This is a genomic window from Aliiroseovarius sp. Z3 (genome assembly GCF_029105185.1).
Lineage (GTDB): Bacteria > Pseudomonadota > Alphaproteobacteria > Rhodobacterales > Rhodobacteraceae > Aliiroseovarius.
This window is the reverse complement of sequence record NZ_JAFMZK010000008.1, coordinates 134,779-160,482: the sequence shown is the minus strand read 5'-3', so window position 1 is coordinate 160,482 and position 25,704 is coordinate 134,779. Positions and strand designations below refer to the sequence as shown.

The following is a 25,704-nucleotide window of genomic DNA, read 5'->3' as shown; positions in this document are numbered from 1 at the left end:
ACCCTATTTCAGCGTCACAACGGGGCCATCGGCGGCGTCTGCATCTGCTTGGTCATGGGTGACCAGAAGCACCGGCAAACCCCGTGCGCGGGCATGGTCAAACACCAGTTGCCGGACCTGACCGCGCAGTTCTGCGTCCAACCCCGAAAAGGGTTCATCCAGCAACAAGGCATGAGGCTCGGACAGCAACATCCGCATCAGGGCCACCCGCGCGCGCTGCCCGCCGGACAGGGTGGCGGGATCGCGAGAGGCAAAGCCGGTCAACCCGACCTCGGCCAACCCTGCGTCGATCTTGGCGCGGCGCGCGGCGCGTGTGCCGCCTTGTGCCAGTCCAAAGGCAAGGTTCGCGCCGACGCTTAGGTGCGGAAACAGCAAAGCGTCCTGAAACAGGATGCCCACACAGCGTTCGTCAGGGGGCAACCCCGACAAATCCCGACCATTCAGGATAATTTGGCCTGACAGGGCGAATTCCTGTGAAAGCGTGCCTATTATGGCCGAAAGCAAGGTGGATTTGCCCACGCCAGATGGGCCCATGACGGTCAGAACCTCGCCCGGCGCGACATGGGTGTCGATGGACAGAAGGGGTTTGCCATCGCGTGTGATTTTGACCTGCTCCAGTCGCAACCCGTCAGACATGCAACAATCCTTTTCGATTGCGCCATATCAGGGCGGGCAGGGCCAGGGCCAGCGCAAAGGGCAGCAACGCGGCGGCGGTTTGCATCAGGCCAAACACCCCGATGGCGCGCCGATCCCCGCCCGATGCCAGCGCGACGGCTTCGGTCGTCAGTGTTTCAACCCGTCCGCCGCCGACCAGAAGGGTGGGCAGGTATTGCCCGACCGAAACGGCAATGCCCACCGCCATGGCGGTCAGCAGAGGGGCCAGCAACATCGGCAAGCGAATGCGCCACAGCACGCGACCCTCGCTTGCGCCAAGTGCGGCGGCAACGGTGGCTTGCCGAACGTCCCAACTCTTCCACGGCCCTTCCAGCGACAGGCGCAAGTAGGGAAGGACGAACACCAGATGGACCAAAACAACAGGTGTGCGGCCCATATCCAGTCCAAAACCCAGAAACAGGGTCTGAAGCCCCGGCAGAAACGCCGTCTGTGGCACGATCAGGGGCAGATAGATCAACCACATACCGCGCTGGGTCAGGCGCAGGTTGCGGCGGTGCTCGGTTTCCAGACAGCCGATGGTCAGGATCATGCCGATGGCAACTGCGATGCCCGCGATCAGGGCGGTTTCCCATAGGGCGTCCAGGCTTCCTGCGCGGTGGCGCATCCAGTTTCGGGACGTGACGTGATCGGGGATCAGATCGGGGAAGCTCCAGAATCCGGCAACGGACCAGACGGCAAGGCTGAGCAGGCCCAAAAGAAGGGACGCCGAGATCACGGTGCCAAAGGCAAAACCGGTAATGCGCCATGGACGGTCGCGATGCCCGCGGCGACCCGTTTCAATGCGCATGCAGGCAAGGCGCGCGACCAGCTTTTCACCCACGAACCACACACCCACGGCGCCTATGACCAGCGCCAGCTGCACCAGCGCGGCAGCGGCGGCCTGCAGGCGGAAGGCAAGGTCAGGATCCGACATCCAGCGCACGATCTGCACCGACAGGGTCGGGGGTGTGGACGGGCCAAGGATGACGGCCATGTCAACCACCGACATCGACCATGTCTGAACCACCAGCACGGGCAGGCGAATGCGGGCATAGACGGCGGGAAACACCGCGAACACCCATGCCGCGATGCGGCCATAGCCCATGCTTCGGCTGAGCGCGAGGCGCCGCCGGCCGTCGATCTGGCCCAGGGCCGCGATGGACATGAGAAGCAGGAACGGCACCTCTTTCATCACCATGCCAAGGGTCAGGGTAATGCCCCATGGATCGTTCAGGATCAAAAGATCCGGGGGCCGGTCCCACCCGGTCAGCCACGGCGAAAACAGCCGCGCGATCCAGCCCGAGGGCGCGATCAGGAAAGCAAGGCCAAAGGCGGCAGCAGCATGGGGGACTGACAGAAAGGGCGACAAAAGACGTTCAAGGACGCGAAACCCCCGCGTGCCCGCCCACCCGGCCAGGATCAGCACGGTGATACACAACGACAGGAGCGCGGCGACCAACCCTGTGACCACCGACAACCGCACCGCCGGGCCGATGCCAGGCCAGTCAAACAGGGCGCGAAAGGCGTCAAGCGACGGGCCGGTCTGCCCGGCGGCGGGCAAATGGCCAAACGCAGGCAGGACGGTGCCCCAGAGCCCCGCCGCCACCGGCCCCAGCAGCACCAGAACGGTCAGTGCCGGGAACAGGGGCAGGCGCGGAAATCTGATCGTTTGGGCCATATCAGGCTCTATTGCACGCCGTATCGGGCCTGCCAATCCTCGGCGATGCGGGTCATCCAGCTTGGATGCGGTTCATCCTGCACACGTCCCAATTGCTGCGGCGTCAGCGTGGCTAGGCCAAGGTCCAGCGCCTCGAACGCCGCGCGGTCTTCGGGCGGCAGGACGCCGACATTAAGAACCGTGCCATAGCCCAGCACGCTTGGATCTTGGGCATGGGCCTGTGCCGTGGGCGACATCAGGAAATCGGCCACCACCATCGCGCCTGCCTTGGACCCGGAATTATAAGGGATCGCCACGAAGGACGCGTTGCCGATGGTGCCCTTGTCCAGAACGAAGGTGCGCACCGTGTCGGGCAGTTCATAATTCGCGATGGCGGTCGAGGCTTCAGAGGGCGAAAAACTGATCGCCAGATCAACCTCGCCGTCATTCATTAGCTGGATTTGCCGTGGCCCGTTGGCGGGATAGGCCCGCCCCTGCCGCCACAGGGTCGGGGTCAGCTCTTCCAGAAAACCCCAAAGCGGCGCGGTGACGCGGTCGTAGCTGTCGTCAGACACCGGCGCGGCCAAGGCCGACGGGTCATCCGCCAGCTCGACCAGCATTTGTTTCAGAAACGTGGTGCCCAGAAAGTCCGGCGGTTGCGGATAGGTGAAGCGACCGGGATTGGCCTTCGACCACTCAAGGATCGCGGCGGCCGAGGGCAGGGGGGCCGGAATATCCGCCGTGTCATACATGAACACCACCTGCGCCATCGCCCATGGGGCTTCATAGCCTTCGACGGGGACGGTGAAGTCGGTGCGCACGGTCTTCCCCTCGGCATCGACAAATTGCCAGTTGGGCAGGTCTTCTGCGAAGGGGCCGAACAAAAGCCCCGCGTCTTTCATCGACGCGAAATTGGCCCCGTTGATCCAGATCAGGTCCACCGCACCGTCCGTGTGTTTGCCGGCCTGCTTCTCTGACAACACGCGTGTGACGGCATCGGCGGTGTCCGTCAGCTTCACATGCTCCAGCGTCACGCCGAACTCAGCGTTCACTTGCTGCCCGACCCAGTCGATGAATGCATTGGTGGTGGGTGACCCGCCCCATGCGTGCCAGAAGATGGTCTGGCCGTGGGCTTCGGCCTTAACAGTGTCCCATTCGGCTGGATTAGGGTCTGATAGGGCTGGGGTGGCCAGCATGCCCGCAAACAATGTGGCGGCAAGGGCGATGTGTTTCATGGAGACTCCTGTCGGTCATTTGAGAGGTGGCCAAACGCCTGATACGCGCCGATGACGCGCAAGGTGGCAGTGGCAAAGCAAAGCGCGCCGAATAAATAGGCGAGCGGTGCGAAATAGGCGGGCAACAGGCAGAGCAACAGGAAGAAGGCGATGGTTTCGGTCCCTTCCAGCAACCCGTTTGAGTAGTACAGCGATTTGACGCCTTGGGATTGGGTGGTGATGCCCTTCTTTTCCGCAAGGATCGCATAGCCCAGAAAGCTTGCCCCGTTGACATAAAAGGACAGCAGCAGAAAGCCGCCCGCGACCCCGTTGGCGGACGGATCATACAGAATGAACCCAAACGGTATCGCACCGTAGAACAGAAAGTCCGACGTGATGTCCAGATAGCCGCCGAAATCGGTTTTCCGGGTGGCTCGGGCGACCGCGCCGTCCAACCCATCAGCAATGCGCGAAGCCAGGATCAGGCACAAACCCACCATAAAAGCGCCGAACACCACTGCAGCTGCCGCCGCCAGACCAAGTCCCAACCCGGCCAGTGTTACAGCGTTCGCGCCAATCCCGGCGCGCGCCAAACCGCGACCCGCCAAGTTCAGCGGTGGGTCGATTAGCTTGCGTGCATGGGCGTCCAACATCGACGAACCTTTCCCAATCCCCTTGCCCCGTGATCAGGCATTTTTGACATTTGGCCCAGAAGCGGCCCATTCGTCCATCCGGCAAACGCAAACGTGAGCATTCGTCAGCAATCAGTGTTTTCACGCGCCCCCTTGCACCTGCCACCGCTTTCGCGTTCTGTGGACCCATCACCCAGACGACGAGGTTCAGATGTCCCCCTCCTCCTCTCCGCGCAAGACGCGCATTGGTTTGAATGGTTTTGGCCGCATCGGCCGGTCGATCCTGCGCATCCTGTCCGCAGCGCCGTCGGATTTCGAGGTGGCGTTCATCAACGATATCGAACCCTTGGATACCTGCGCCTATCTGTTCAAATATGACAGCGTGTTCGGCACCTTTGCCGGGCAGGTCGAGGCGGTCGAGGGCGGCTTGTCGATCAATGGCACCGTGATCCCGTTTCACGGGTTGTCGGATATCAGCACCCTGGAACTGTCGGACGTGGACGTGGTGCTGGAGTGCACCGGCATGGCGGGCAAACGTGCGGTCGCAGAACGCGGGCTTCAGGCCGGTGCGCGCAACGTGCTGATCTCGGGCCCGTCGAACGAGGCGGATGTGACCATCGTGCTGGGGGCGAATGAGGAAAAGCTGGTCGGGCAGAAGATCGTGTCGAACGCATCCTGCACCACTAACGCCCTCGCTCCGCTTTTGAAGGTGCTGGATCAGGAATTGGGCGTGATTGGCGGTCATATGACCACTGTGCATTGCTACACGGGCAGCCAGCCGACGGTGGACAAGCCGCGCGCCAACCCGGCCCGGTCGCGGGCCGCTGCCCTGTCGATGGTGCCCACCACAACCAGCGCGCACGAATTGGTTGGCGATGTGTTGCCCCATCTGACCGGTCGCATCGAAGCCCGCGCGATCCGGGTGCCGACGGCCAGTGTCTCGGCAATCGATCTGACGGTGCGCACCCGGCAAGACGTCACTGTAGACGAGGCGCGCGCGGTCCTGAACGCCGCCGCCACCGGGCATGTTCTTGGCTGGACTGACGAACCTTTGGTGTCCAGCGACCTGCGCATGCGGTCTGAGAGCCTTGTTTTGTCGGGGCCGGAAACCTCGGTGTCCGAAGGTGGTCTGCTTCGGGTTTTTGGGTGGTATGACAACGAATGGGGCTTCTCGCATCGGATGCTGGATGTCGCGCGGATGATTGCGCAGGACATATCTGCCTAGGAAGGACGCTAAATGGAGCGGATCGGGTTCATCGGCACGGGCGAGATCGCGGCGGCGATGGTGGCCGGGTTAACCGGGCGTGGCCATCAGATCACCGTGTCCGAACGCAACGGGGCCATGGCGGCGGCATTGGTGGCGCAGTTCAGTGATGTGACGATTGCCCCGAACCAACAGGTGATTGCCAACAGCGATACCGTCTTCCTGTGTCTGCTGGCTGACGTGGCGCGCGCGGTTTTGCCGGATCTTCGCTTTCGTGATGATCAGCGGGTTATTTCGGTGATGGTTGATGTTCCACTGGCCGACCTCAGATCGCTATGCGCCCCGGTGAACGAGATCGCGATCACCATCCCGCTGCCGTCCATCGCCGTGGGTGGTTCGGCCTTGCCGGTTTATCCCGACAGCATCGCGCTGCGCACGCTGTTTGGGGATACCGATATGATCATTCCCTGCCCGTCCGAAGCCGCGTTGAATGCCCATTTCGCGGCCTGTGCGATGGTCTCGCCGATATTGGACCAGATGCGCGAAGGGGCAGGATGGTTGGCTGCCCTGACCGGTGATCAGACGGCGTCAGAGCAATATGTGGCGACGGTATTTGCGGGTTTCCTGCGCAGCATGACCGAGAATCCGGAAACGTCGTTTGCCGATCTGTTGGACAGTTTGGCGACCGAGGGCGGATTGAACGCCACCCTGCGCGCCCATATGCGCGACACCGGCGCGGTTGATGCCTTGACCAAGGGGTTGGAGGACTTGAAGCCGCGTCTTGGTCTGGAGGATTAGACCCATTCAGGGATTATCAAACATGAAAACGGGCCGGTGGGAGAAACCGACCCGTTTTTGTGCATTCCATCCCCAGCGTTGTGCGGCCCACCGGCACCGGCATTGCCGGTGACACCCCCGCAGCGAAGGTTACTGGAACACGCTACCATCATCGTCCAGCGCGATCTGGGCGACTGTTTCGTGGTTAAGCAGATCCTCGATCTGCCGCGAGGTGAGATCAGCGACCAGCAGCTGGATCTCGGCCATGTTGTCGTCGACCATGACACCGTTCTTGTTCAGGTGATCCATCAGCAGGTCGCAATCATCGTGACAGGTGATCAGCACGGGATGGGAATTTCTGGTCAGGCTTTCCATCCGGTCTTTCAGTTTCGGGTCCAGTTTTTCCATTGTCGCACCTCGGTTCATCAGGTCGGTTGTCGGGTTGTTGTCATCGGGTCTTGGGTTTGTGTCTCTGGTGCGAACTGAGGAACCAGTTTGGGGTTTGGAAAGGTACAGGTGATAAAATGGCTTTCGCCAAACTGGCTACTCAGAACGCATATTCAATATGACGCAGGGGCATAAACGCGGCGAAAGGGCCGCGTGAATGTTGCGTGATAAATGCCGACTCTCGGGCAGATTTGCGTGAATTTCATGGGATGTGCGCATGAAAAAACCGCCGGAGGTTCGCCCCGGCGGTTTTTGAAAATCAAACCGGCTTAGTCCAGTGCGGCGGTCACGGCGGCTTTGGCGTCGATCAACCCGGCACCAAAGAACGTCCCGAACGCGTCCGCATCTTCGTTGGCGCTGTTCATACAGTCGGATTTCAGGGGCAATGTCGCGCCGATCATCGGCATGTCACGGCGCGCTGTGGCCATCAGCAATGCCTTCAGGTCGGTGCCGTCGCGTGGGCATTTGCCGCTGCCAGACAGGCGTTCGGCGCGTCGCACCAGCGCGACAACGCCGCCAACCAGTGCCGAGGCACCCGAGGTGCCGCCGAACTGAGTGTAAAACCCGCTTTGCGCCACTTCAGGCGGCAGATCGTGGCCGTCATCGCGCGCCCCGTCATATCCGAAACTTCCGGGAATATCGGTGCTCAGCAACCCCTTGCGGCTATAGGGCACCGCCATGGCGCTTGTGGGTTTCAGATAGCCCACCTTGTCCATCCGTTTCGGTGTTTCGCGCAATTGGTGGCGATTGAAGACCTCCATATCATCGGAGGGTGCAACCAAGGTCAGCCCGTCGCCGTAATTGGAGTAGCCCGAGCGATAGCCCTGTCCTGATACCGCCCCAACGGCGATGATTCCGTTTTCGCGGTTGGCCAGATTGGCGGGGAACAACAGCTGGCTTTCACCTTCGTTCCCGGCGGCACAGACGATGGGAACATGTTTGCTGATCGCGATGAACAATGCGCGCACCACCCGCCATAGGTGACGACCAGTTTCCGACACTTGCGGTGCGCTGGGATCATGGGGCGAAGCCTTGTCTGTCAACACCTCGATCCGGTGCAGAAGGTCGGCGGCCTCGTGGTTGGCCCAGCTTTGCAACTCGGCCTTGAAGTCGTCCTTTGGCGTCACGATCGAGGCATCGGGGTCCGGAAGCCCGCGCGGCATGACGATCACGTCAGGTTTCTGATGCCAGGCATAGAGAAGGGCTGCGATGAATTGCAGAGGGTCATTGTCAAACCCGGTGCGCAGCGAAATCAGCGTCGAAAACGGATCGACCCCGAAATAAGGGATCACGCCCGTCGAGGGTTCGTCGCCGGTCTTGCAGCAGTTTTCCGGCCCACCAACGATCAGCCCGCTGACCGCGGTCCCGTGCGAGGCAAACTTGGCCTCTGTATCGCCATTGGCACGCAATTCGCCGGTGCTTTCAGCAAGGTATTGGACCACCTCGTCGAACATCGCCAGCTCATCGGCCTCCAGCCCATCCAGATGCAGGTCATCGACCGACAATCCGGCAAAGTTTTTCTGATCGCCATCTGATCCGGTCGCCAGCCGTGCCCCGAAAGGCGTGCCGGTGAAATCGAGCGAGCGGGCCGCATCAACCCGGTCTTTCAGGTTGGGATGGGCAAAGCTGCACCCGACGTCGATCAGAACAACGGTCGATGGCGTTGCTTCGGCCTTACCTGCCAGCATATCCCACAACGTGTCTGAAAACCCGGTCTGGGATTTGTCTGGGGTCAGAACCCCCAGCGATACAAGATGCCACAGGTAATAATAGCTGGTCTCGTCCACGGTCTCAGCCTGGACACATTTCGAGTTTACGGTGTTCATATCCATTGCCCCTCAGATCCATTCCTGTTGCACCGACTGATAGCGGTCGGCAAACGCCTCGGCGAACAGGGGTGCAAAGCGTTTTGCCAGCAGTCGCCCGGCGGCGGTGTCACTGGGATAGTGTAGTCCCGCCCATTCCCGGTTCTGCGCCACGTTCAGGGCGGATTCGGACAAGACATGCGTCGCGGGATGTTCCGGCAGGATCGTGTTGAAGGCGAAGGCCAGCGTGTGACATTGGAAGGAATGGTTGCTGGGATAGGCTTCGTGTGCCGGATTGGGCAGAACCGGGCGCAGGCGCGGTTCAACCTGATTTGGGCGAAGCCGCCCGAATAAGCCCTTATAGTAAAGCCCCACATATTCGGTAACGGTCAGAAGCTCCAGAAACAGCGCCTCGGTGTTTTCAAACCCGGACAGCCCGTCAATCCCCAGTGGGCGGGTGAAGGCGGTCAGGTCCAGCGTGGCTTCCTGGATGATATCAGGGATGCGCAGTTTGCGTTCGTCTATGTTGCGCTGCATGGCCAGCAAAAGCTGGGTCTCCAATCGGCTGTGATCTGGCCCCGGTGGCGGGGGCAGGGTGACGTTGGTCCATTCATTCGGCAACCGTGCATCCAGATCAGCAGCGCCGGGACGATGAAGACGCAACAGGGCATCTGTTGGCATCAATGCCCCGCTGGCACCCTGTGCGCTTGGGGCCTGGAGCTTATTCTTGTTTTTGTTTTTATTCTTGTTTTTGTTCTTATTCTTGTTCAGTGCCGATTTGTTAAAGGCGGATTTGTTCAGCACCATCCGGACCGCGCTGACGCCGCCCGCGCCCTGAGCCCCAGTCCGGCTTTCAACCGAGATTTCGGTGATCTTGTCTGTGGCATCGTCAAACTGAAGGCCATTGGGCCCAACGATGATCCGGCCAAGGCTTAAAAACTCGGCGATAGAGCCACATTCGTGAGGCGTGTCTGCCCGGTCTTTCATAATGTTGTTCCCTGTAATTGGTCTAATCTTGGTCGAATCCGGCCTTGCTCAGCCCCAGAAGAAACTGTCGGCCACCTTCGGTGGCCAAACCCGGATAGCCCGATCCGCGCAGCACTTCGGTCGAAAAGTCGGGCTCGATCTCGGCCAGTTTCTGGCGCAGGCTTTCGACCATCTGGACATTGCCAAGATGGGCGTGGCTGGAAATCAGATAGCGTAGGATCGAGTTGAATTTCGGGCGCTGCACCAGTGCCTTTTCCCCGGCTTCAATGGCGGCGGCATGATTGCCGGCCAGCGCGGCCGCGATGCATTTCGTGGTATCGAAATAGTAACTGATCGGCGTGTTGGACCCCAGATGCTGCGCCCATGACGCCATTGCCAGCGATTTCTTGGTGTCGCCGGCATAGGCGCTCATCGTCGCATACAAATCCCAGCCGATTGCCTGTTCGGGGTCGATCTTCAGCGCGCGTTCGAACAATGACGCCGCCATGTCGAATTCGCTGAACAGATAGGAATGGATATGCGCGGCCAATGACAGGACCAGCGGGTCGAATTCGTCTTCTTCCAACGCACGGGTCGCGTAATACTGCGCTTCCGAGATCTGCGCGGCGGCGTCCGGCGTGAAGCGTTGGCCCACCTGAAAGGACTTGGCAAAAGCCATCCACGCATAGGTCTGCGCGTTGGGCTGCATCTTCAGAAGATGTGCCAGCTTATCTTCGGCGCTGGACAGCTCGTTCACCGAAAGACCGAACATCTGATAGATGCACTCGATCAGCTGCCCGGCACCTGCCATTTGCGGGCTGGTGGCATTCATTTGCAGATGGCGCCCGATCTGGATCACTGCGTGAGACACAAGCCCGTTCAGGGCAGGGCAGGCCGGCTGGGCAAAGTCATCGGGGCCGAATGCCTGACTGGACGACCAGACGGTCACGCCATCCTTACCGGTCAGAAGTTCGACCGACAGGCGCACATACGGGCCTTGGTTCAACTCTGTCACTCGCAGAACCAGCGGGATTTCAACCCGGCCAAATTCGCTGCGCATTTGCGACAGAGGTTGGTTTTCAAAAGTGCGCACGCTGGGCACACGTCCCATTTCGCGCAGGTTTCGCGTCAGTTTGTCGATCAACAGCCCCGCATGGGCATCCCCGGCCATGCCGCTTTGCACCCCGATGGCCCAAGTGGCTGCTTGCGCCGGCTGGATCGGTTGCGAGGTATTCATTTGGGCGCTGATCAAGGGATCAGGGGCGGATGGGCTGCGCGACAGGCCCAAGGCGTCTGGGGACATTTCGGGGGTCGCGTCCGCGCTGTGTTCACCGTCGTGATCCATCAGCCGCTGTTCCCAAATCTGGCGCTCTAACGTCAGCCAGCTTTCAAATTCGGGATCACATATGTCGAAGCCTTCCAGAAAGTGCTCTGAGATTGCGTCAAGACCGACGGGTGGGGTGACCACGCCCTGTTCCACCTTGTCCATCAGGTCGATAGCATCGACACGGATGCGCGACAGATCCAGCGAGACCGAGTATTTATCGGCGCTGAGAATGTCTTTCAGGTCCGCTCCGAAGCATTTTCGTATGTCCAGAAGCGCCTGCCGCAGACTGGCGGACGCCTGATCTTCGCCGCGGTCGCTCCACAGCTTGTCGCGCAGCCAGACCCGTGACCGCGACCCGCGCGGGGCCAGCGCCAGCATGGCCAGAACGGCCTTTGACTTCTGGTTTTTGGGAGTGAACTGGTTGCCTGCGCCATCCTGCACGGCAAGAGGTCCGAACAGGAAGATGTCCAGGTCATGTTGTCGGGAATGATCAGCGTCCATTGGCAATCCTTCGGAAACCTTCGCGCTAAACGCAAAAGATTGTTTCGAAATACTACCCAAAACTGGCATTTCTTGCAAAATATGCTCTGCAATCAATTGTGCGGTCCCCGATGAACATCCCTGCATGTTGTTTACGAACCATTAGTGATTGCTGCGTGAAGGCAGCGTGAAGGCTGTCGGATATGAAGGATCGAAGCGCGGGGGTGCCCGAATTTCTTCACGGGAAGGGCAGAATTTGACAACGTTTCTTGCGTGCTGAACCTGGCGGTCGCTTAGAAAATCGCTTCACACGGTCGAAAATCGGCAAAGTGATTCGTTTCAACGCTGATGCATTCATGCGTCTGAATTTTGCACCCGAGCTGTCTGCGTGTGGTTGCGAGGGAACAGGGCGTCCGATCAGGTGTCATCACGATGTAGATATACTCCCGATCAAAACTGTCGGGAAAAGTCGCGTAAAAACAGTTACAAAGCAGATCGCGACATATTCTTTCGAATATTTTGGCGTGATGGTTCGGAAGCGGTCCCAAATGCGCTTGTTTCGCCTGTTCGGCGCTGTCTCGCCTGTTTATGAAATTTAGCTTGGAGGGACTCGCGCATGGGTTGATTTTATGTATATTGGCGGTACCACTCAGGCCGGAACACTCTGTCATAGATCGCCGCCCCGCGATCGACAGCCAATGTTTTGCAACCCTGAATATATGGCGCTCGCGCCTTAATTGTGCCACGAATCCTCCGCAAGATAGAGGAGTGTGGAATCGAAGGAATGATCTCTGCGAGGTCGCACATGATCGCGATCAACCGCGTGGACTGGAGTTGAACATGGTAATCGGTGTTCTTGGTCTTGGAATGCTTGTTGGGCTTGGCACGGCAATTGCCGCGCTTTTGAACGGCTATTCCATTTGGATGGCGCTTTGGTTCTATAGCTCGGTCGGTACATTTTCGGCCCTTGTCAGCATCGCAATGTTGCGCCTGATCCGCGATCATTTCATGAACGGCTCAGACGAACCTCAAAACTGACCACTTATCCCACACACACCACCGCACGCGCGCCCGGATGACCCGTGGCGCGTTTTTGTTTCTGTGCCGGACTAATTTCCAACGGGTCTTGTTCAGTCCTTGCATCGCCGGGTACATGTGAACAAACTGAGCGCATTATCGGCGCAGACACCTATGGGGATAATTGATTGTCAGAACAGCTTTCGGTGAAGCCCAAGAAAAACCCCTATAAGAAAGAGCTTTCGCATCTGCGCCGGGCGTTTCTGACAGTCGGTCTGTTCAGTGCCGCGATCAATCTGCTGATGCTGACAGGTCCGCTTTACATGCTTCAGGTCTATGACCGCGTGCTGTCCAGCGGATCGGTGGCGACGTTGCAGGGCCTGTTTGTGATCGTTGTCATCCTTTATGCCTTCTTGGGCATTTACGAATTTCTGCGCGCCCGGCTTTTGTCGCGGGCAAGCTATCGGCTGGATCAGGCAATCGGCTCTGATGCCTTCGGTTTCTGGCTGCGATCGGGCTTTGTCGACAACAAGGAACACTACAACCCGGTGCAGGATCTGGCCGTGGTCCGTGCTTTTCTGGCCAGTCCGGCCATTCTGGGGCTGTTCGATTTGCCGTGGATCCCGATTTTTCTGGCTGTGGTGTTCTTCATCCACCCATGGCTGGGATGGCTGACGGTGGGCGGCGCGATCATTGTTGTCATCGCGGCGGTCATCAACCGCTTTGCCACGGGCGCGCCGATCAAAAGCGCGGGCAACAGCGAAGGGATCGAACGGTCCTTCGTTGAACGCACCCGTCGCAACGCCGAGGCCGTGATGGCGCTTGGCATGCTGGACAAGGTGACAGACCGCTGGCGCGGGCTGCATCAGAACAGTCTGGGTTACTATCAAACCGGTGGTGATCGGTCCGAGATGGTGGCGGCATTTTCCAAAGCCTTTCGTCTGCTTTTGCAATCGACCTTGTTGACGGTCGGGGCTTATCTGGCCCTGTCACAGGAAATTTCGGCCGGGATGATCATTGCGACCTCGATTGTTGCGGGTCGTGCGCTGGCTCCGGTGGATCAGGTGATTGGCCACTGGCGCACCATCGGGCGTGCGGGCGATGCGCATCGTCGGTTGAAAGAGGCGATGGACTATATCCCCGATCCGCAAAGCGGTTTCGATCTTCCCGACCCCAAGGGTCATCTGGTTGTGAAGAACGTCACCAAATTGACGCCCAAGAATTCTTTGGTCAGCGACCGGCCGCGTATTCTGGAACGCATCAGTTTTGAGCTGGAGCCGGGGGACGGGTTGGGCGTCGTGGGCAGCAGTGCGGCGGGTAAATCCAGTTTGGCGCGTCTGCTTGTGGGGCTGTGGCAGCCCGACCATGGCGAAGTGCGTCTGGACGGCGCGACGCTGAACCAATGGCACAACGAAGATCGTGGCGGGCATATCGGCTATTTGCCACAACGGGTGGAAATGCTGCCCGGCACCATCGCCGAAAACATCGCGCGGTTTGATCCCGATGCGCGAGACGAAGATGTCATCGAAGCCGCGCAGATTGCGGGCGTTCACGACATGATTCTGAAGATGCCACAGGGCTACACCACGTTTGTGGGCACCACAGAACAACCCCTGTCGGGGGGGCAGACACAGCGCCTTGGTTTGGCGCGCGCGCTTTATGGCAGCCCGCGTCTTTTGGTGTTGGACGAGCCGAACTCGAACCTCGACGCAAAAGGGGACGAGGCGTTGGCCAGCGCGGTGATCGGAATGCGCAAGAAGGGCTGCACTGTTCTGGTGATGGCGCACCGCCCCAGTGTCATTCAGGCCGTGAACAAGATCCTGATCCTGCACGAAGGCAAGGTTGGCCGCTTCGGTTTGAAAGAAGAGGTGTTGCAACACGCAACGCCTCAGCGTCCCACCGCCGCCCCCAGTTCCGTGTTCGAGGTATAAGCGATGGCCAATCCTGCATCCGCCCCCCAAAGCCCGATCAAGACCGGATTGGCGACCCCTGTCTATCTGGGTGCGCTGGCCAGCTTGGCGCTGTTGGTGTCGGGTTTTATCTGGATGTCCACGACACTCATCACCGGGGCCGTGATTGCGCCGGGCAAGGTGGTTGTGCGCGGTCTGCCCAAGCAGGTGCAAAGTCTGGACGGCGGTGTGGTTAAGGAAATTCTGGTCAAAGATGGCGATGTGGTCAGTAAGGGCGATGTATTGCTGCGTCTGGACCCCAGCCTGCTTCAAATCAACCTTGAGATTTATCGCAACCGCCTGTCCGAAGTTGTCACCCGCGAGGCCCGGTTGGATGCCGAATATCAGGAACTTGACGCCCCCGTGTTCAACATCGACAGCCCGTATCTGCCCGATATCGACCTGACCCAGCATTTCAAAGGCCAGCGCGAGATTTTCGTGGCCCGGCGCGAGGTGCTGAATGGCCGCAAGGAGCAACTGGCCGAACGTATCCTGCAATTCCGCAACCAGATTTCCGGGGTTGAAGCCCTGATCAGCGCCAAGCAAGACCAGTTGGCTTATGTCAGTCAGGAGCGCGAAACCAAACAGGGGTTGAGCGAACAGGGGCTGGTGCGCGAAAGCGAATTGCTGGAGCTGCAGGGGCGGGAATCTTCTCTGCTGGGGCAGATTGCCGAACATCAGTCAGAGCTTGCGCGCATCTATAACTCGATCCGCGATACCGAGCTTGAGATCCTGCAAGCGGATCGCGAGTTCAAGGAGCAGGTGGTGACCGAGCTGCGCACCACCACCGCCGAGCGCGAAGAGCTGATCCTGCAAATCGTCACGGTCGAAAAGCAGCTGGAGCGGATCGACATTCACGCCCCGACTGACGGGATCGTGCACGAATTGCAGGCCACCACCGAAGGGGGCGTCGTCGCGCCCGAAGCGACGATCACCCAGATCGTGCCGTTGTCAGATGGGGTTGAGTTCAAGCTGCAGGTGGACCCGCAGTCGATTGATCAGGTGTTTGTGGGGCAGGTTGCGAAGGTTCTGTTTCCTGCGTTCAACCAGCGCACCACGCCGGAACTGTTTGGCACGGTGTCCGGTATCTCGCCCACATCCGTTGACGATCCGCAGACCGGGCTGAGCTATTTCCGTATTGATCTGACCTTGCCGACCGAGGAAATCGCGCGGCTTGGCGATGTTGAATTGATCCCCGGAATGCCGGTCGAAGCGTTCCTGCAAACGGGCGAACGGTCGGTCCTGACCTACCTGACGGAACCGCTTTTGCAGCAGCTCAGACGCGCATTCCGCGAAGGATAGCAGGCCCGACATCTTCGCAGGTTGTGGTTTTTTGGTCATCCTGCTTCCGCAGTTTCACGAAAACCTCAGTATTTCTTGGTGAAAACAGGGTTCTGTGCCAGTCTGCCCCCAATAATAACCGTGAAAACAACAGTCGCACAGACGGCTGACGAGGCAGACGGGTAGTAATATGAAACAGATTAACGGGCGCAAAGCGCCGGTCTTGGGATGCGTTTTGGCAGCGACAATCGGGCTTTCCGGTTGTGCAACGGACGAGCCTTACAAGCTTCCATTCTTCAAATTCGCCAAATCTTATTCCAGTGTGTCATCGCACGCGGTGCCGGTGCCTTTGGCCAATGATACATGGTGGATGGGGTTCAAGGATCCGGTTTTCAACAAGCTGGTCGAACGAGCGCTGGCCGGGAACTATGATCTTGAGATCGCCCGCGAAAAGGTGATCGAAGCACGGGCGAACCGTGATGCGGTTCCGGGGCTTCTGAGTGTGTCGCCCACCGCCACGCACCGCTATGCGCAACCCCCCGGAGGCACAGCAAGCCATAGCAGCAACGCCCGCCTGAACCTTGACTGGATGCTGGACCCGTATGGTCTGCGCCGTCAGCAAATTCAGGCAGCGGGCGCCCGGATCGACATCGCGGATGCCGAAGAAGATGCGGCCCGCCTGACGGTTCTGCTGAACCTGTCCAATGCATATGTGGACCTGCGCTATAACCAGCGCTTGCTGAATCTGCGTCGTCAGCAGTTGGCCTCGCGCCGGAATGCCGTGACGCAGACCAAGCAACTGTTTGACCGCCGCGCCGCGACCAAGCTGGATGTCGTCCAGACCGAGGCGCTGGTGGCCGAGACGCAAACGCAGATCCCGGCCCTGATCGCAGCGATCCGCGCTGGCAAAACTGAGATTGCGGTTCTGACCGGCGTCGCGCCGGGTCGTCTGGGCGTCAATCTGGATGGCAATGCCAGCCAGCCGCGCCCGTCGAAGACCCTGAAAACCGGCGTGCCCGCAGATATCCTGCGCAACCGCCCTGACATGAAGATTGCCGAGCGTAGCTATTATGAAGCGATCACCAATGTCGGCATCGCACGGGCCAATATGTATCCGTCGCTGTCGCTAAGCGGCATGATCGGCTTTGGTAAGAACAGCGCAGGGGATGGCCTTGAATATTCTATCGGGCCGACCCTGAACCTTCCGTCCTTGCCGATGAACAGTGAAAAATCCCGTGTCGCCGCGCGCCAATCCGCAGCCCGTCAGGCCTATGCGGGCTGGCAGTCAGCGGTCCTGAGCTCGGTCAGCGAAGTGGAAAGCGCGCTTGCCGCTTATCACGGCAGCCGCAGTGCCGTGGTTGAATCGCAGCGCCGCGTGCGCCTGAACAGAGAGGCACGAGACCTGACCCAGGAACTTCTGAAGCAGGAAGGCGCGACCATTCGCGACCTGATCAGCGCCGAGGAACGGATTGCGGATGCGGACACTGCGCTTGCTGACAACCTGCGCCAACTGGCACGTAACTACGTGCGCCTGAACATCGCATTGGGGGCCGGCAGCCAGTTTGGCGAGCCGGAAGAGGAAACGGTCGTCGAAGTGAAATCAGCCAGCTCGGTATCCAACTAGAGCGGCCAAAACTGCGCGTCGCCATCTAAGGTAAACGTAAAAAACCCACCCGGCTGTCAGGCTCGGGTGGGTTTTCTTTTGTGTCTTCGCCGCTGTGCCCAATCGCGCGGGGGCAGGGGTCAGCGGATGCTGAACGCGCGCTCCAGTGTCACGAACAGTTCGTTGGATTCGCGGTCGGTCGAGCCGGTTTCCTTGCGCTTGCGGTATTCGTAACCGGCGGTCAAACCCCAATCCGCCGTCAGGTCGCGGGTATAGGTTGCACGGAAACCCGAGACGGCGGTGGTGGTGTCTGCGACGACATCCGTCACCTCGGCGTAATCCAGTTCGAACCCGATCGACGCATTGGGCGATATATCGGTGTCGAAGCCAAGCGATGCGGTGGTCGACCGGTTTTCAACACCGCCGTCCGACGTGTCATAGCTGCGCTCAAGCGCCGCGGTGATGGTGCCTATGGCCAGCTCGTTGGTATAGCCCAGGCTGCCGATCATGTTCACATCGCCTGCGTTCGACCGTGTGGCGCCGACGCCTGCGGTGATGGATCCACCGGGCGTTTCCAGCTCGCCGCGCAGTTCAACCGTGTCGCGTCGGCCCGTTGTGCTGATATCGGTCGTGAATTCTGCCGTGACGTTTCCGGTCGGGAAATCGCGCGTTACGGACAGCCCGCCGGTCACACCGTCTTGCAGCGTGGTTCCGATCAGGTTGGTTTCCTCGATCTCGGTATAGCCCAGGCTGGCGGTCATACGGGTAATCGCGTTGATCTCGTAAGTCAGACTGGCGGTTGCGCCAACGGTGCGACGCGAAGTGCGGACGGTGTCCATCGCGTCATACTGTTCCCAATCCAGCGCGATCCGGCCTTCCATAACGGGCGAAAATTGCAGGCGGGCAAAAACCTCGGCCGCGGTGGTTTCATCGTCATAGTTGCCGGGATCGGTGGTGTTCCAGAATTCGGTTTTGTCGTATTCCAGAACCGTGCCGAAGCCGAAGGGGGCAGTGCGTCCGGTTTCAAACGCCACGCGGGCGCTGTATGTGCCGCGCACACCGTCCGAGGGGACAAGATCCTCAGGCTCAAGCCCATCTTCGATCAGATCGTCAAGGCCGGCCAGCGGGTCTTCGAATTGCAACGAGACTTGCTGGTAAGACAGTTCAGCCTCAAGCAGGCTGTCGGCGCTTTCCAGTTGATAGCCCAGAACGATGGATGGGTCGTCAAAGGTCGTTTCGGTCGATTGGCCGGGCAGGGCTGCCGTGCGGACGGTTCCTGCCAAATCAGCGGTAAACCGGGCAACGCCGGTTTCGCTGAGCAGCCCGAGCGTCACTGTATTGTCCCACAGGGTCGATGTGCCGGGGGATGGGTCGCTGAAGCTCAGGTTGTCATTAACCCGCAAGGTCGACGCGACCCCCAGCGTCAGGGCGAACCCTTCGGTCGGGGCGACTGCGTCGGCGTCTTGACCTATGGCGGGAACCAACCCTGTTGCGAGAAGGCTGGTTCCGGCCAGGAGGGCGGCGATTTTATTTTTCTGTCCCACCTGATTTCCTCTGCTCGTTTTGCCTTGGCGCTTACTCGAAAAGTCGGCGCTGCGGCACGATGATCACGTCACCCTTCTTCAACCGGATGTTACCGGCATTGGTGTCGTAGTTATAGCCATAGATTTTGCTGCCACGGCGCACCTGTATGCGTTTTGAGGCCGCAAATCGTGTCAGGCCACCCCCTTGGGCGATGGCCTGCAAGACGGTCATGCCACGGCTGCCTTCCAGTTTACCCGGGCTGTTGATCTCGCCCGTGATATAGATGTCTTGCGTCGCGACGGCACGAGTGGCCGTGCCCGTGCTGGTGGACCGGCCAATTTCGCCAACCGAAACATAGACGTTCGGGGTCGCAGCAAAGTTCGACGCCATTGCGCTGGCAAGGGCAGATGCGACCTGCGCGGTGGTGCGGCCTGCTGCGCGCACGCCGTCGGCGAATGGGAAGCTGATCGAGCCATCGGGAAGCACCAGAACCGATCGGTTCAGATTGGCATCTTCGACAACCTCGACATTCAATGTGTCGCCGGAGCGAATTTTGTATCCGTTCTGGGCCTGGGCATCGCTCGCCGAAATGAGGCTGAACGCAAATACCGCGGTAAGAAGTGTGAAAAATTGTTTTAACATGGTGAATCCCCTAGCTGCCAAGTGGCATAGGCAAGAATAGCCCTGTCTGGCTTGTAATCAAATGATAAATAATAAGGCTTTACCCGTTGAAGCAGATTTGTCGCGCAATTGCACTCATTTCCCGGGAAATTCGACCTAGGGGAAAGGTGCGCAGGATAAGATCACGCTAACGTTGATCGCAAAGGTTAACTGGGTTCGCGAAACCGACAACGCCAGACCGATTGGCCTGGCGTTGCGTGTTTGTATCAGTGGCCGGTGCAGCGCAGAACAACGCCGACGGTTTGGCTCAGAATTTCGAGGTCTTTCTTCAGCGAAAGCTCGTAATAGTATTTGGTGTCGAAGGTCGCCCGCTGGGCGAAAGTCGTTTCGTTGCGGTCCGACACCTGCCACGGCCCGGTGATGCCGGGGCGCATGGCATAATACGCAGCGCCCGGATACAGCGTTTTCTGATCTTCCATCATCGGGCGCGGGCCAACGATGGACATATCGCCCATCAGCACGTTCCACAGCTGCGGCAGTTCATCCATCGACGATTTGCGCAGGAATTTCCCGATCTTGGTGATCCGCGGGTCGTTCTTCAGCTTCTGGGTGCTGTCCCATTCGGCGCGGGCCTCGGGGTTGCTGTCCAGATAGGCTTCAAGCCGCTGATCTGCATTCTTCACCATCGAACGGATCTTGACCATGTTATAGATGCGTCCGTCTTTGCCGATCCGACGCTGACGATAGAACGGCTTGCCCCCATCAAGGGCAGCCAACAGCAGCATGATCCCGATCAGCGGAATCGCAATGGGCGCTGCCGCGACGACAAAGGCAATGTCGAACAGGCGCTTGAAGCGATCACGATAAGGACGGACAGAAGAATCAGCTACGTAGAAGTTTTGTCGTTTCACCAGCTTGGTGCTGGGACTTGAAAAGTCTTTAAAATGCGTCGTCATTTTTCCTTACACCTCAAAAAATAGCAGCGGCCTGACACGGGAAACCCTTGAGACGAAATAATCTCTATGTCTTGCAGGCACAGCAGCTTGCGAACCAACCGAAAAGTCAAAATACTTCCGGCTCTCCTTAACCCCACAGGTACTTTAACACATTATTGCCCAATTTGTAGCACAATTCCGCCCACCTCGCAGAATGCTGCATTAAGTATTTGGAAACTTATAATTTTACAAGCATTCTATTGGCTCATTTTGATATTTTATTGTTTTGGATAGGTCTACAATGAAGGACGCAGTTCCATTTTTATTGATTTTTGGTTTCGACCCGTCGCGGGAAAAACCGAATCTAAGCTGCGATTGATTCTCTTTGGTCATGTGGGACTGGATTTCGTCCTGATTTTCAATTGGACAAACAGGTTCAAATTTTTTGTGTAGGCCGTTATATGCAAGAAGTTGGTGGGTTTTGACATTATTTGGCCACAACCTCGCGTTAGCTGTTAAGGTATTAAACCGGAAAGTCTGATAGGAATATGAATTCCAACGAACTCTACACTGGGCATTTCGGATTGACCGAACGGCCCTTTACTCTGGTGCCGGACCCGAGCTTCCTGTTTTGGTCCAAACAGCACAAGCGCGCCTATGCTGTATTGGAGTTTGGTGTTTTGTCGCGTGCCCCGATCACGTTGATCACCGGCGAGATTGGGTCTGGAAAGACGACTTTGGTGCAGAAACTGCTGAGCCAGATGGACGACAGCGTGCGTGTCGGGTTGCTGTCCAACGTGCAGGGCGACCGTGGCGAATTGCTGCAATGGGTGATGAACGCGCTGTCGATCCCGTTTGAACCGACGGAAAGCTATGTCACGCTGTTTCAGCGGTTTCAGGAAAGCATCGTCAGCGAATATGCCGAAGGGCGCCGGGTTGTCCTGATCATTGACGAGGCGCAGAACCTGTCCAGCGAAGGGCTGGAAGAGATGCGGATGCTGACCAACATCAACGCCAACAAGGACGAGTTGATCCAGCTGATCCTTGTCGGTCAGCCCGAACTGAAAGACATCGTGCTCAGCCCCGGTATGCGCCAATTGGCGCAACGGGTGGCCGCCAGCTTCCATTTGGACGGCATGGATGAAACCACCGTACGCGCCTATATCAAGCACCGTCTGAAGGTGGCCGGTGGAACCGGCAGCGAAATCACACCTCTGGCATCTGCCGAGATCTTCAGAGCCACGAACGGCATTCCGCGACTGGTCAACCAACTGTGTGAGCTGTCCTTGCTCTACGCCTGGAGCGGCAGCAGCAAGCGGGTTTCGGTGAAGGCCGTGCGCAACGTCCTGGAGGACGGAGTGTTTTTTGCCAGCAACCTATCCGACGACAACGACGCTGTGGATGACGCGCCAGAGGACGATGTATCCAAACCTTTGTTCTTGCGCGAGGGGCGGCGGGTTGACATTCCCAAGAAGAAAACCGGATAGCTTCAACAGAAATTAACAGCATGTTTCGACCCCCGACCAAATTGCTGATACGAATTTCGCGGACCGGCGGGTCATGGGGTAAGGATTAAAGAGTCAATGGCTTCAACAAACTTACGATATTACCGATCAATTTTCATACGGCGACTTCCATATTTTCTGGTGGTTGCCACAGTTATCTCGGCGGCCTCGATCATCATCGGGATGTCCTTGCCGCCGTCCTATGTGTCGCGGATGACGCTGATTGTGGAATCGCCACAGATCCCGGACGAGCTGGCGGCCTCGACCGCGCGGACGCCTGCGCAGGAACAGTTGCAGGTGGTCGAGCAAAAGCTGATGACGCGCGCCAATCTGCTTGAGATCGCAAACAAGTTTCAGGTGTTGGAAGGTCAGGATGAAATGACGCCAGACCGAATTGCACAGGCAATGCGGTCACGCACCTCGATCCGCAGCTCGGGCGGGCTGGATCAGGCGGCGTTGATGACGATTAATTTCGAGGCGCCGACCGGTCAGAAGGCGGCCAGTGTACTGAACGAATACCTGACCCTGATCCAGAAAGAGGACGTGCAGTCGCGCACCGGACGCGCCACGCAGACGCTGGAATTCTTTGAACAGGAAGTGTCGCGCTTGAACCAGGAACTGGCCGAGCGCAGCGCGCGTATTCTGGCCTTCAAGACCGAGAATGTCTCGGCCCTGCCGGAAAGCCTTGATTATCGGTTGAGCCAGCAATCCCTGATGCAAGAGCGTCTGGCGCAGTTGGAGCGGGAAACCGTCAGCCTGCAAGAGCAGCGTCGGAGGCTGGTGCGAATCTTCGAAACAACCGGACAGGTCGGCGGGTTGCGTGGCCCGGCCCTGACGCCCGAGCAAAAACAATTGGAAGAGCTGCGGTCAGAGCTGAACAACGCGCTTGCGGTCTATTCCGCCGACAACCCGCGGGTGAAGATGCTTCAGGCGCGGATCACGGTTCTGGAAGACCAGGTCAGAACGACCCCGACAGAAGACGAAGGTCAGGAAGTGACCGGCAATTCGCTTCTGGATGTACAGTTGGCTGAAATCTCGGCCCGGCAGAAGGTTCTGGATGAACAAAAGGACAGCGCGCGCAAACAGTTGGCGCGACTGACAGAGTCCATCGAACAGACGCCCACCAACGCCATCCGGCTGGATGAGCTGCAGTTGGACTACGAAAACCTTCAGCTGCAATACAACACGGCTGTCGATCGGTTGTCGCGTGCCAGCACCGGCGAACGGATCGAAGTGATGTCGCGTGGGCAACGGATTTCGGTGATCGAACCGCCTGCCGTTCCAAGTCAGCCTGACAAGCCCAACCGCGCGCTTATCGCCGGCGGGGGCAGCGTGTTCGGCATTTTGGCAGGGCTTGGTCTGGTCGTGCTGTTAGAGATTTTGAACAAGTCGATTCGCCGACCTGAAGATTTGGTGTCTAAGTTGGGCATCGCGCCGCTGGCCACGATCCCTTACATCACCGTCGATGGTGAAAACTCGCACCGGCGCACGTTGCGCATTCTAGGTTTGATCATCATTTTGATTGGCATTCCCGTCGCCGTATACGCCGTGCACACGTTCTATCAGCCGCTTGATCTTCTGGCTGACCGGATCATGGACAAACTTGGCGTGCGCTGGTGATGGCGCGGAAACAGAACAGTTCAGAGAGGATCTGATCGCAATGGAAAAGCTTCAGGCCGCCATCGAAAAGGCACGCAGACAACGCGACGGGAAATCCCCGGTGCGCCGGTCTCAGGAAAGACCAGCCAAACCGCCCGCTTCAATGTCCGAAGCCTGGGCCGAGTTGAAACCTTTTGAGCTGTCGTCATCGCTTGCCCAGAAGAACCGTCTGGTGTCGCTGAACGGCGGGTCCAGCGCCGGTCCGTTCGACATGTTGCGCACGCGGATTTTGCAACAAGCCATCAACAATGGCTGGAAACGTATCGCGCTGGTGTCGCCACACAGTGCCTGTGGCAAAACCACCACCGCGGCCAATCTGATCTTCAGCTTTGGTCGGCAATCGGATTTGCGGACGATGGTTCTGGATCTGGACTTGCGTCGGCAGGGCTTGGCCAAAGTGCTTGGTCTGCAATGTGATGGCAATATGGGGGACGTGCTGCAGGGCAAGAAAAGCTTCGCTGATCACGGCCGCCGGTTTGGTGACAACGTCGCCGTCGGATTGAACAGTGGCGAGGTCGTGAATGCCTCGGAAATCCTGCAAAGCAGCCAGACCAAGGCCGTGTTGGACGAGCTTCAGGACGATTACGAGCCGGACGTTATGCTTCTGGACATGCCGCCTCTGATCGGAGCGGATGACAACTTCGGGTTCCTGCAAAACGTCGATTGCGCCATTCTGTTGGCCGAGGCCGAACGCTCGACGATAGAGCAGGTTGATGTCGCTGAGCGGCAGTTGTCCGAGCTGACCACCGTCATGGGTGTCGTGCTGAACAAAAGCCGTTTCGGCGACAGCGCATATGGATACGGATATGGCACCGCCTGACGCCGCGATCATCATTCCCCATTACAATGACCCGGAACGGTTGGCGCGATGCCTGACGGCGTTGACGCGAAATGATCTGTCCCGGGTCGAGGTTTTGGTCGTCGACAACAACTCGCCCACGCCGCCGACCGAGGTTCAGACCCGGTTTCCCGATGTTCGGTTCGTGGTCGAGAGAGAGAAAGGCGCCGCCGCCGCCCGCAACCGTGGTGTGGCGGAAACCGACGCCCCGCTTCTGTTCTTCATTGATGCGGATTGCGTTGCCGCCGACGATTGGGTTGCCAAGGCGCACGAGGTTGCGCCAACTGCTGATCTGATCGGGGGGCGGGTCGATGTGTTCGACGAAACCCCGCCGCCGCGCAGCGGGGCCGAGGCGTTCGAGGCGGTGTTTGCCTTCAACTTCCAGAACTATATCGAGGTTCAGGGGTTCACCGGGTCGGGCAATCTTGTCACCACCCGCGAGGTCTTTGAAGATGTTGGCGGGTTTCGCGGTGGCGTCTCGGAAGATCTGGATTGGAGCACCCGTGCCGTGTCCAACGGGCACAAGCTGATCTATCGCGAAGATCTGGTGGTTAGCCATCCGTCACGATCTGATTGGGCGGCGCTGCGGCACAAGTGGCGGCGATTGACGCAAGAGCTGTACGGTGTGAACGGAAACACGCCGCGCGATCGGATGAAATGGGCGGTGCGGGCGCTGGCCATGCCAATCAGCGCCATCGTGCACACCCCGAAGGTTCTGAGCAGCGACAAGCTGGATGGGTGGGTCGAGCGATTGCGCGCGGTGGGCACCTTGTTCCGCTTGCGGTTTCAGCGGATGGTCTGGATGCTGCGACAAGCAATGGGGCAGGATATCTAGCGCGCCGATCTGCGTCGGGCGCGGCGCCTTTTTCTGAAAAACGCAAGGGCTGCTGCCCCTAGCCAACCGGCGATAAAGCCGCCCAGATGCGTCTCCCACGCCAAAAGTCCGCCCATCAAAAGCCAAAGCAGCAGGTTCAGGACGCCAAGGATCAAAGCGGTTTTCAGAACCGGCCACTGATCCAGCCCCAGCCGCCTCCGGTCGCTCCAGCGCCAGTACAGGATTGCGCCAACCAGCCCAAACAGCGCCCCGGACGCCCCGACCATGGGCCGCGCTGACAGCGTCAGCGCCCCGAACATCAGCGCGCCGCCAATCGCAGACAGCACGTAAATCAGCACGAACCCCTTCGGCCCTGCGCGCACGATCGCCATACGTCCGATCAGCCAGAGCGTCAGCATGTTGCCCAGCAGATGCATGATGCCACCGTGCAGGAAGGCATAGGTGATGAACATGGTCCAAGGCTGCGCGGTATAGTTCGGCCGCCAATTGTGCAGAAGGCCCGCCCAGAACGCGGCGTTTTGATAGATTAGCGGACGCCATTGCCTGGTGCCCACAAGGCCCAGATCGGCGGCGAACAGCACCGCCTCGATCGTCACGTTCAGCGCGATCAGGCCAAGCAGCAGCGTCTTGGCAAGCGGGTTAAGATGCGGGCGGGCAAACATGGTGCAGAATTGCCTTCTTGTCCGGCGAGACTCAAGGCTCAAATACGTCTGGCGGCTGGTGGTGCCCGTCGAAACTTGTTATAAGCAGGGCATAGTTTACTCTGTTATTTCA

Annotated in this window: 22 protein-coding genes; 10 read left to right on the top strand and 12 right to left on the bottom strand. The window is 58.9% G+C overall.

Going from position 1 to position 25,704, the window contains the following annotated elements; genetic code table 11:
* Window positions 1-3 precede the first annotated feature (3 nt).
* The 4 genes from J3R80_RS14420 to J3R80_RS14405 are packed head-to-tail and all read right to left on the bottom strand — an operon-like array spanning window position 4 to window position 4,178.
* Complete coding sequence (locus J3R80_RS14420; RefSeq protein WP_275394493.1) at window positions 4-636, bottom strand: ATP-binding cassette domain-containing protein; 633 nt, start codon at window positions 634-636, stop codon at window positions 4-6.
* A complete protein-coding gene (locus J3R80_RS14415; RefSeq protein WP_275394492.1) occupies window positions 629-2,332 on the bottom strand; it encodes an ABC transporter permease subunit in 1,704 nt (567 codons plus the stop codon). Before J3R80_RS14415 ends, J3R80_RS14420 begins: the two co-directional genes overlap by 8 nt.
* A gap of 8 nt (window positions 2,333-2,340) precedes the next feature.
* The gene (locus tag J3R80_RS14410; protein WP_275394491.1) at window positions 2,341-3,546 is read right to left on the bottom strand and encodes an ABC transporter substrate-binding protein; all 1,206 of its coding nucleotides are present in this window, start codon (window positions 3,544-3,546) and stop codon (window positions 2,341-2,343) included.
* Window positions 3,543-4,178 carry a CDP-alcohol phosphatidyltransferase family protein gene (locus J3R80_RS14405; protein WP_275394490.1) on the bottom strand — a complete coding sequence of 212 codons (636 nt, stop codon included), beginning with the start codon at window positions 4,176-4,178 and terminating at the stop codon, window positions 3,543-3,545. The genes J3R80_RS14410 and J3R80_RS14405 overlap by 4 nt, the downstream gene beginning before the upstream one ends.
* A gap of 190 nt (window positions 4,179-4,368) precedes the next feature.
* Between J3R80_RS14405 and J3R80_RS14400 the strand changes: the two genes are divergently transcribed.
* Together J3R80_RS14400 and J3R80_RS14395 are read left to right on the top strand one after the other, a co-directional pair.
* Window positions 4,369-5,382: a glyceraldehyde 3-phosphate dehydrogenase NAD-binding domain-containing protein gene (locus J3R80_RS14400; RefSeq protein ID WP_275394489.1), complete on the top strand. Its 1,014-nt coding sequence runs from the start codon at window positions 4,369-4,371 to the stop codon at window positions 5,380-5,382.
* 12 nt (window positions 5,383-5,394) lie between these two features.
* Entirely contained in the window at window positions 5,395-6,159 is a 765-nt protein-coding gene (locus tag J3R80_RS14395) for an NAD(P)-binding domain-containing protein (protein WP_275394488.1), read from the top strand.
* Between the two features lie 129 nt (window positions 6,160-6,288).
* Here the strand turns inward: J3R80_RS14395 and J3R80_RS14390 are convergent, their stop codons facing one another.
* From J3R80_RS14390 to J3R80_RS14375, 4 genes are all read right to left on the bottom strand, one after another.
* The gene (locus J3R80_RS14390) at window positions 6,289-6,546 is read right to left on the bottom strand and encodes a hypothetical protein (protein WP_275394487.1); all 258 of its coding nucleotides are present in this window, start codon (window positions 6,544-6,546) and stop codon (window positions 6,289-6,291) included.
* A gap of 308 nt (window positions 6,547-6,854) precedes the next feature.
* The gene (locus J3R80_RS14385) at window positions 6,855-8,411 is read right to left on the bottom strand and encodes a S8 family serine peptidase (protein WP_275394486.1); all 1,557 of its coding nucleotides are present in this window, start codon (window positions 8,409-8,411) and stop codon (window positions 6,855-6,857) included.
* Between the two features lie 12 nt (window positions 8,412-8,423).
* The gene (locus J3R80_RS14380; RefSeq protein ID WP_275394485.1) at window positions 8,424-9,377 is read right to left on the bottom strand and encodes a phosphatase PAP2 family protein; all 954 of its coding nucleotides are present in this window, start codon (window positions 9,375-9,377) and stop codon (window positions 8,424-8,426) included.
* A gap of 22 nt (window positions 9,378-9,399) precedes the next feature.
* Window positions 9,400-11,184, bottom strand: coding sequence for an SARP family transcriptional regulator (locus tag J3R80_RS14375; protein WP_275394484.1), 1,785 nt, complete (start codon window positions 11,182-11,184; stop codon window positions 9,400-9,402).
* 819 nt (window positions 11,185-12,003) lie between these two features.
* Between J3R80_RS14375 and J3R80_RS14370 the strand changes: the two genes are divergently transcribed.
* The 4 genes from J3R80_RS14370 to J3R80_RS14355 all read left to right on the top strand — a co-directional run bounded on the left by J3R80_RS14370 (window position 12,004) and on the right by J3R80_RS14355 (window position 17,034).
* Window positions 12,004-12,201: a hypothetical protein gene (locus tag J3R80_RS14370; protein ID WP_275394483.1), complete on the top strand. Its 198-nt coding sequence runs from the start codon at window positions 12,004-12,006 to the stop codon at window positions 12,199-12,201.
* A gap of 185 nt (window positions 12,202-12,386) precedes the next feature.
* Window positions 12,387-14,111 (top strand): type I secretion system permease/ATPase, encoded by a 1,725-nt coding sequence (locus J3R80_RS14365; RefSeq protein WP_275394482.1) that lies wholly within the window; start codon window positions 12,387-12,389, stop codon window positions 14,109-14,111.
* Between the two features lie 3 nt (window positions 14,112-14,114).
* The gene (locus tag J3R80_RS14360; RefSeq protein WP_275394481.1) at window positions 14,115-15,431 is read left to right on the top strand and encodes an HlyD family type I secretion periplasmic adaptor subunit; all 1,317 of its coding nucleotides are present in this window, start codon (window positions 14,115-14,117) and stop codon (window positions 15,429-15,431) included.
* 169 nt (window positions 15,432-15,600) lie between these two features.
* Window positions 15,601-17,034 carry an efflux transporter outer membrane subunit gene (locus J3R80_RS14355; RefSeq protein WP_275394479.1) on the top strand — a complete coding sequence of 478 codons (1,434 nt, stop codon included), beginning with the start codon at window positions 15,601-15,603 and terminating at the stop codon, window positions 17,032-17,034.
* Window positions 17,035-17,153: 119 nt separating this feature from the next.
* On the opposite strand, the gene J3R80_RS14350 is transcribed toward J3R80_RS14355, so the two are convergent.
* The 3 genes from J3R80_RS14350 to J3R80_RS14340 all read right to left on the bottom strand — a co-directional run bounded on the left by J3R80_RS14350 (window position 17,154) and on the right by J3R80_RS14340 (window position 20,069).
* Complete coding sequence (locus tag J3R80_RS14350; RefSeq protein ID WP_275394478.1) at window positions 17,154-18,557, bottom strand: hypothetical protein; 1,404 nt, start codon at window positions 18,555-18,557, stop codon at window positions 17,154-17,156.
* Window positions 18,558-18,588: 31 nt separating this feature from the next.
* Window positions 18,589-19,179, bottom strand: a complete 591-nt coding sequence (locus tag J3R80_RS14345; RefSeq protein WP_275394477.1) for a polysaccharide biosynthesis/export family protein — start codon at window positions 19,177-19,179, stop codon at window positions 18,589-18,591.
* Between the two features lie 245 nt (window positions 19,180-19,424).
* Window positions 19,425-20,069: a sugar transferase gene (locus J3R80_RS14340; RefSeq protein ID WP_275394476.1), complete on the bottom strand. Its 645-nt coding sequence runs from the start codon at window positions 20,067-20,069 to the stop codon at window positions 19,425-19,427.
* Between the two features lie 572 nt (window positions 20,070-20,641).
* Between J3R80_RS14340 and J3R80_RS14335 the strand changes: the two genes are divergently transcribed.
* From J3R80_RS14335 to J3R80_RS14320, 4 genes are all read left to right on the top strand, one after another.
* Complete coding sequence (locus tag J3R80_RS14335; RefSeq protein ID WP_275394475.1) at window positions 20,642-21,580, top strand: AAA family ATPase; 939 nt, start codon at window positions 20,642-20,644, stop codon at window positions 21,578-21,580.
* 159 nt (window positions 21,581-21,739) lie between these two features.
* Window positions 21,740-23,218: a lipopolysaccharide biosynthesis gene (locus tag J3R80_RS14330; RefSeq protein ID WP_275394474.1), complete on the top strand. Its 1,479-nt coding sequence runs from the start codon at window positions 21,740-21,742 to the stop codon at window positions 23,216-23,218.
* 40 nt (window positions 23,219-23,258) lie between these two features.
* Complete coding sequence (locus J3R80_RS14325) at window positions 23,259-24,077, top strand: CpsD/CapB family tyrosine-protein kinase (RefSeq protein ID WP_275394473.1); 819 nt, start codon at window positions 23,259-23,261, stop codon at window positions 24,075-24,077.
* The gene (locus J3R80_RS14320; RefSeq protein WP_275394472.1) at window positions 24,064-24,930 is read left to right on the top strand and encodes a glycosyltransferase; all 867 of its coding nucleotides are present in this window, start codon (window positions 24,064-24,066) and stop codon (window positions 24,928-24,930) included. The genes J3R80_RS14325 and J3R80_RS14320 overlap by 14 nt, the downstream gene beginning before the upstream one ends.
* Here the strand turns inward: J3R80_RS14320 and J3R80_RS14315 are convergent.
* Window positions 24,927-25,592, bottom strand: a complete 666-nt coding sequence (locus J3R80_RS14315; protein ID WP_275394471.1) for a rhomboid family intramembrane serine protease — start codon at window positions 25,590-25,592, stop codon at window positions 24,927-24,929. The genes J3R80_RS14320 and J3R80_RS14315 overlap by 4 nt on opposite strands.
* Window positions 25,593-25,704: the final 112 nt, after the last annotated feature.

Excerpts from the sequence above, each read along its gene's own strand:
- J3R80_RS14405 (WP_275394490.1), bottom strand. The coding sequence starts at position 4,178 with ATGTTGGACGCCCATGCACGCAAGCTAATCGACCCACCGCTGAACTTG.
- J3R80_RS14380 (WP_275394485.1), bottom strand. The coding sequence starts at position 9,377 with ATGAAAGACCGGGCAGACACGCCTCACGAATGTGGCTCTATCGCCGAG.
- J3R80_RS14315 (WP_275394471.1), bottom strand. The coding sequence starts at position 25,592 with ATGTTTGCCCGCCCGCATCTTAACCCGCTTGCCAAGACGCTGCTGCTT.
- J3R80_RS14420 (WP_275394493.1), bottom strand. The coding sequence starts at position 636 with ATGTCTGACGGGTTGCGACTGGAGCAGGTCAAAATCACACGCGATGGC.
- J3R80_RS14395 (WP_275394488.1), top strand. The coding sequence starts at position 5,395 with ATGGAGCGGATCGGGTTCATCGGCACGGGCGAGATCGCGGCGGCGATG.
- J3R80_RS14385 (WP_275394486.1), bottom strand. The coding sequence starts at position 8,411 with ATGAACACCGTAAACTCGAAATGTGTCCAGGCTGAGACCGTGGACGAG.
- J3R80_RS14370 (WP_275394483.1), top strand. The coding sequence starts at position 12,004 with ATGGTAATCGGTGTTCTTGGTCTTGGAATGCTTGTTGGGCTTGGCACG.
- J3R80_RS14335 (WP_275394475.1), top strand. The coding sequence starts at position 20,642 with ATGAATTCCAACGAACTCTACACTGGGCATTTCGGATTGACCGAACGG.
- J3R80_RS14375 (WP_275394484.1), bottom strand. The coding sequence starts at position 11,184 with ATGGACGCTGATCATTCCCGACAACATGACCTGGACATCTTCCTGTTC.
- J3R80_RS14390 (WP_275394487.1), bottom strand. The coding sequence starts at position 6,546 with ATGGAAAAACTGGACCCGAAACTGAAAGACCGGATGGAAAGCCTGACC.
- J3R80_RS14325 (WP_275394473.1), top strand. The coding sequence starts at position 23,259 with ATGGAAAAGCTTCAGGCCGCCATCGAAAAGGCACGCAGACAACGCGAC.
- J3R80_RS14400 (WP_275394489.1), top strand. The coding sequence starts at position 4,369 with ATGTCCCCCTCCTCCTCTCCGCGCAAGACGCGCATTGGTTTGAATGGT.
- J3R80_RS14355 (WP_275394479.1), top strand. The coding sequence starts at position 15,601 with ATGAAACAGATTAACGGGCGCAAAGCGCCGGTCTTGGGATGCGTTTTG.
- J3R80_RS14410 (WP_275394491.1), bottom strand. The coding sequence starts at position 3,546 with ATGAAACACATCGCCCTTGCCGCCACATTGTTTGCGGGCATGCTGGCC.
- J3R80_RS14345 (WP_275394477.1), bottom strand. The coding sequence starts at position 19,179 with ATGTTAAAACAATTTTTCACACTTCTTACCGCGGTATTTGCGTTCAGC.
- J3R80_RS14415 (WP_275394492.1), bottom strand. The coding sequence starts at position 2,332 with ATGGCCCAAACGATCAGATTTCCGCGCCTGCCCCTGTTCCCGGCACTG.
- J3R80_RS14320 (WP_275394472.1), top strand. The coding sequence starts at position 24,064 with ATGGCACCGCCTGACGCCGCGATCATCATTCCCCATTACAATGACCCG.
- J3R80_RS14360 (WP_275394481.1), top strand. The coding sequence starts at position 14,115 with ATGGCCAATCCTGCATCCGCCCCCCAAAGCCCGATCAAGACCGGATTG.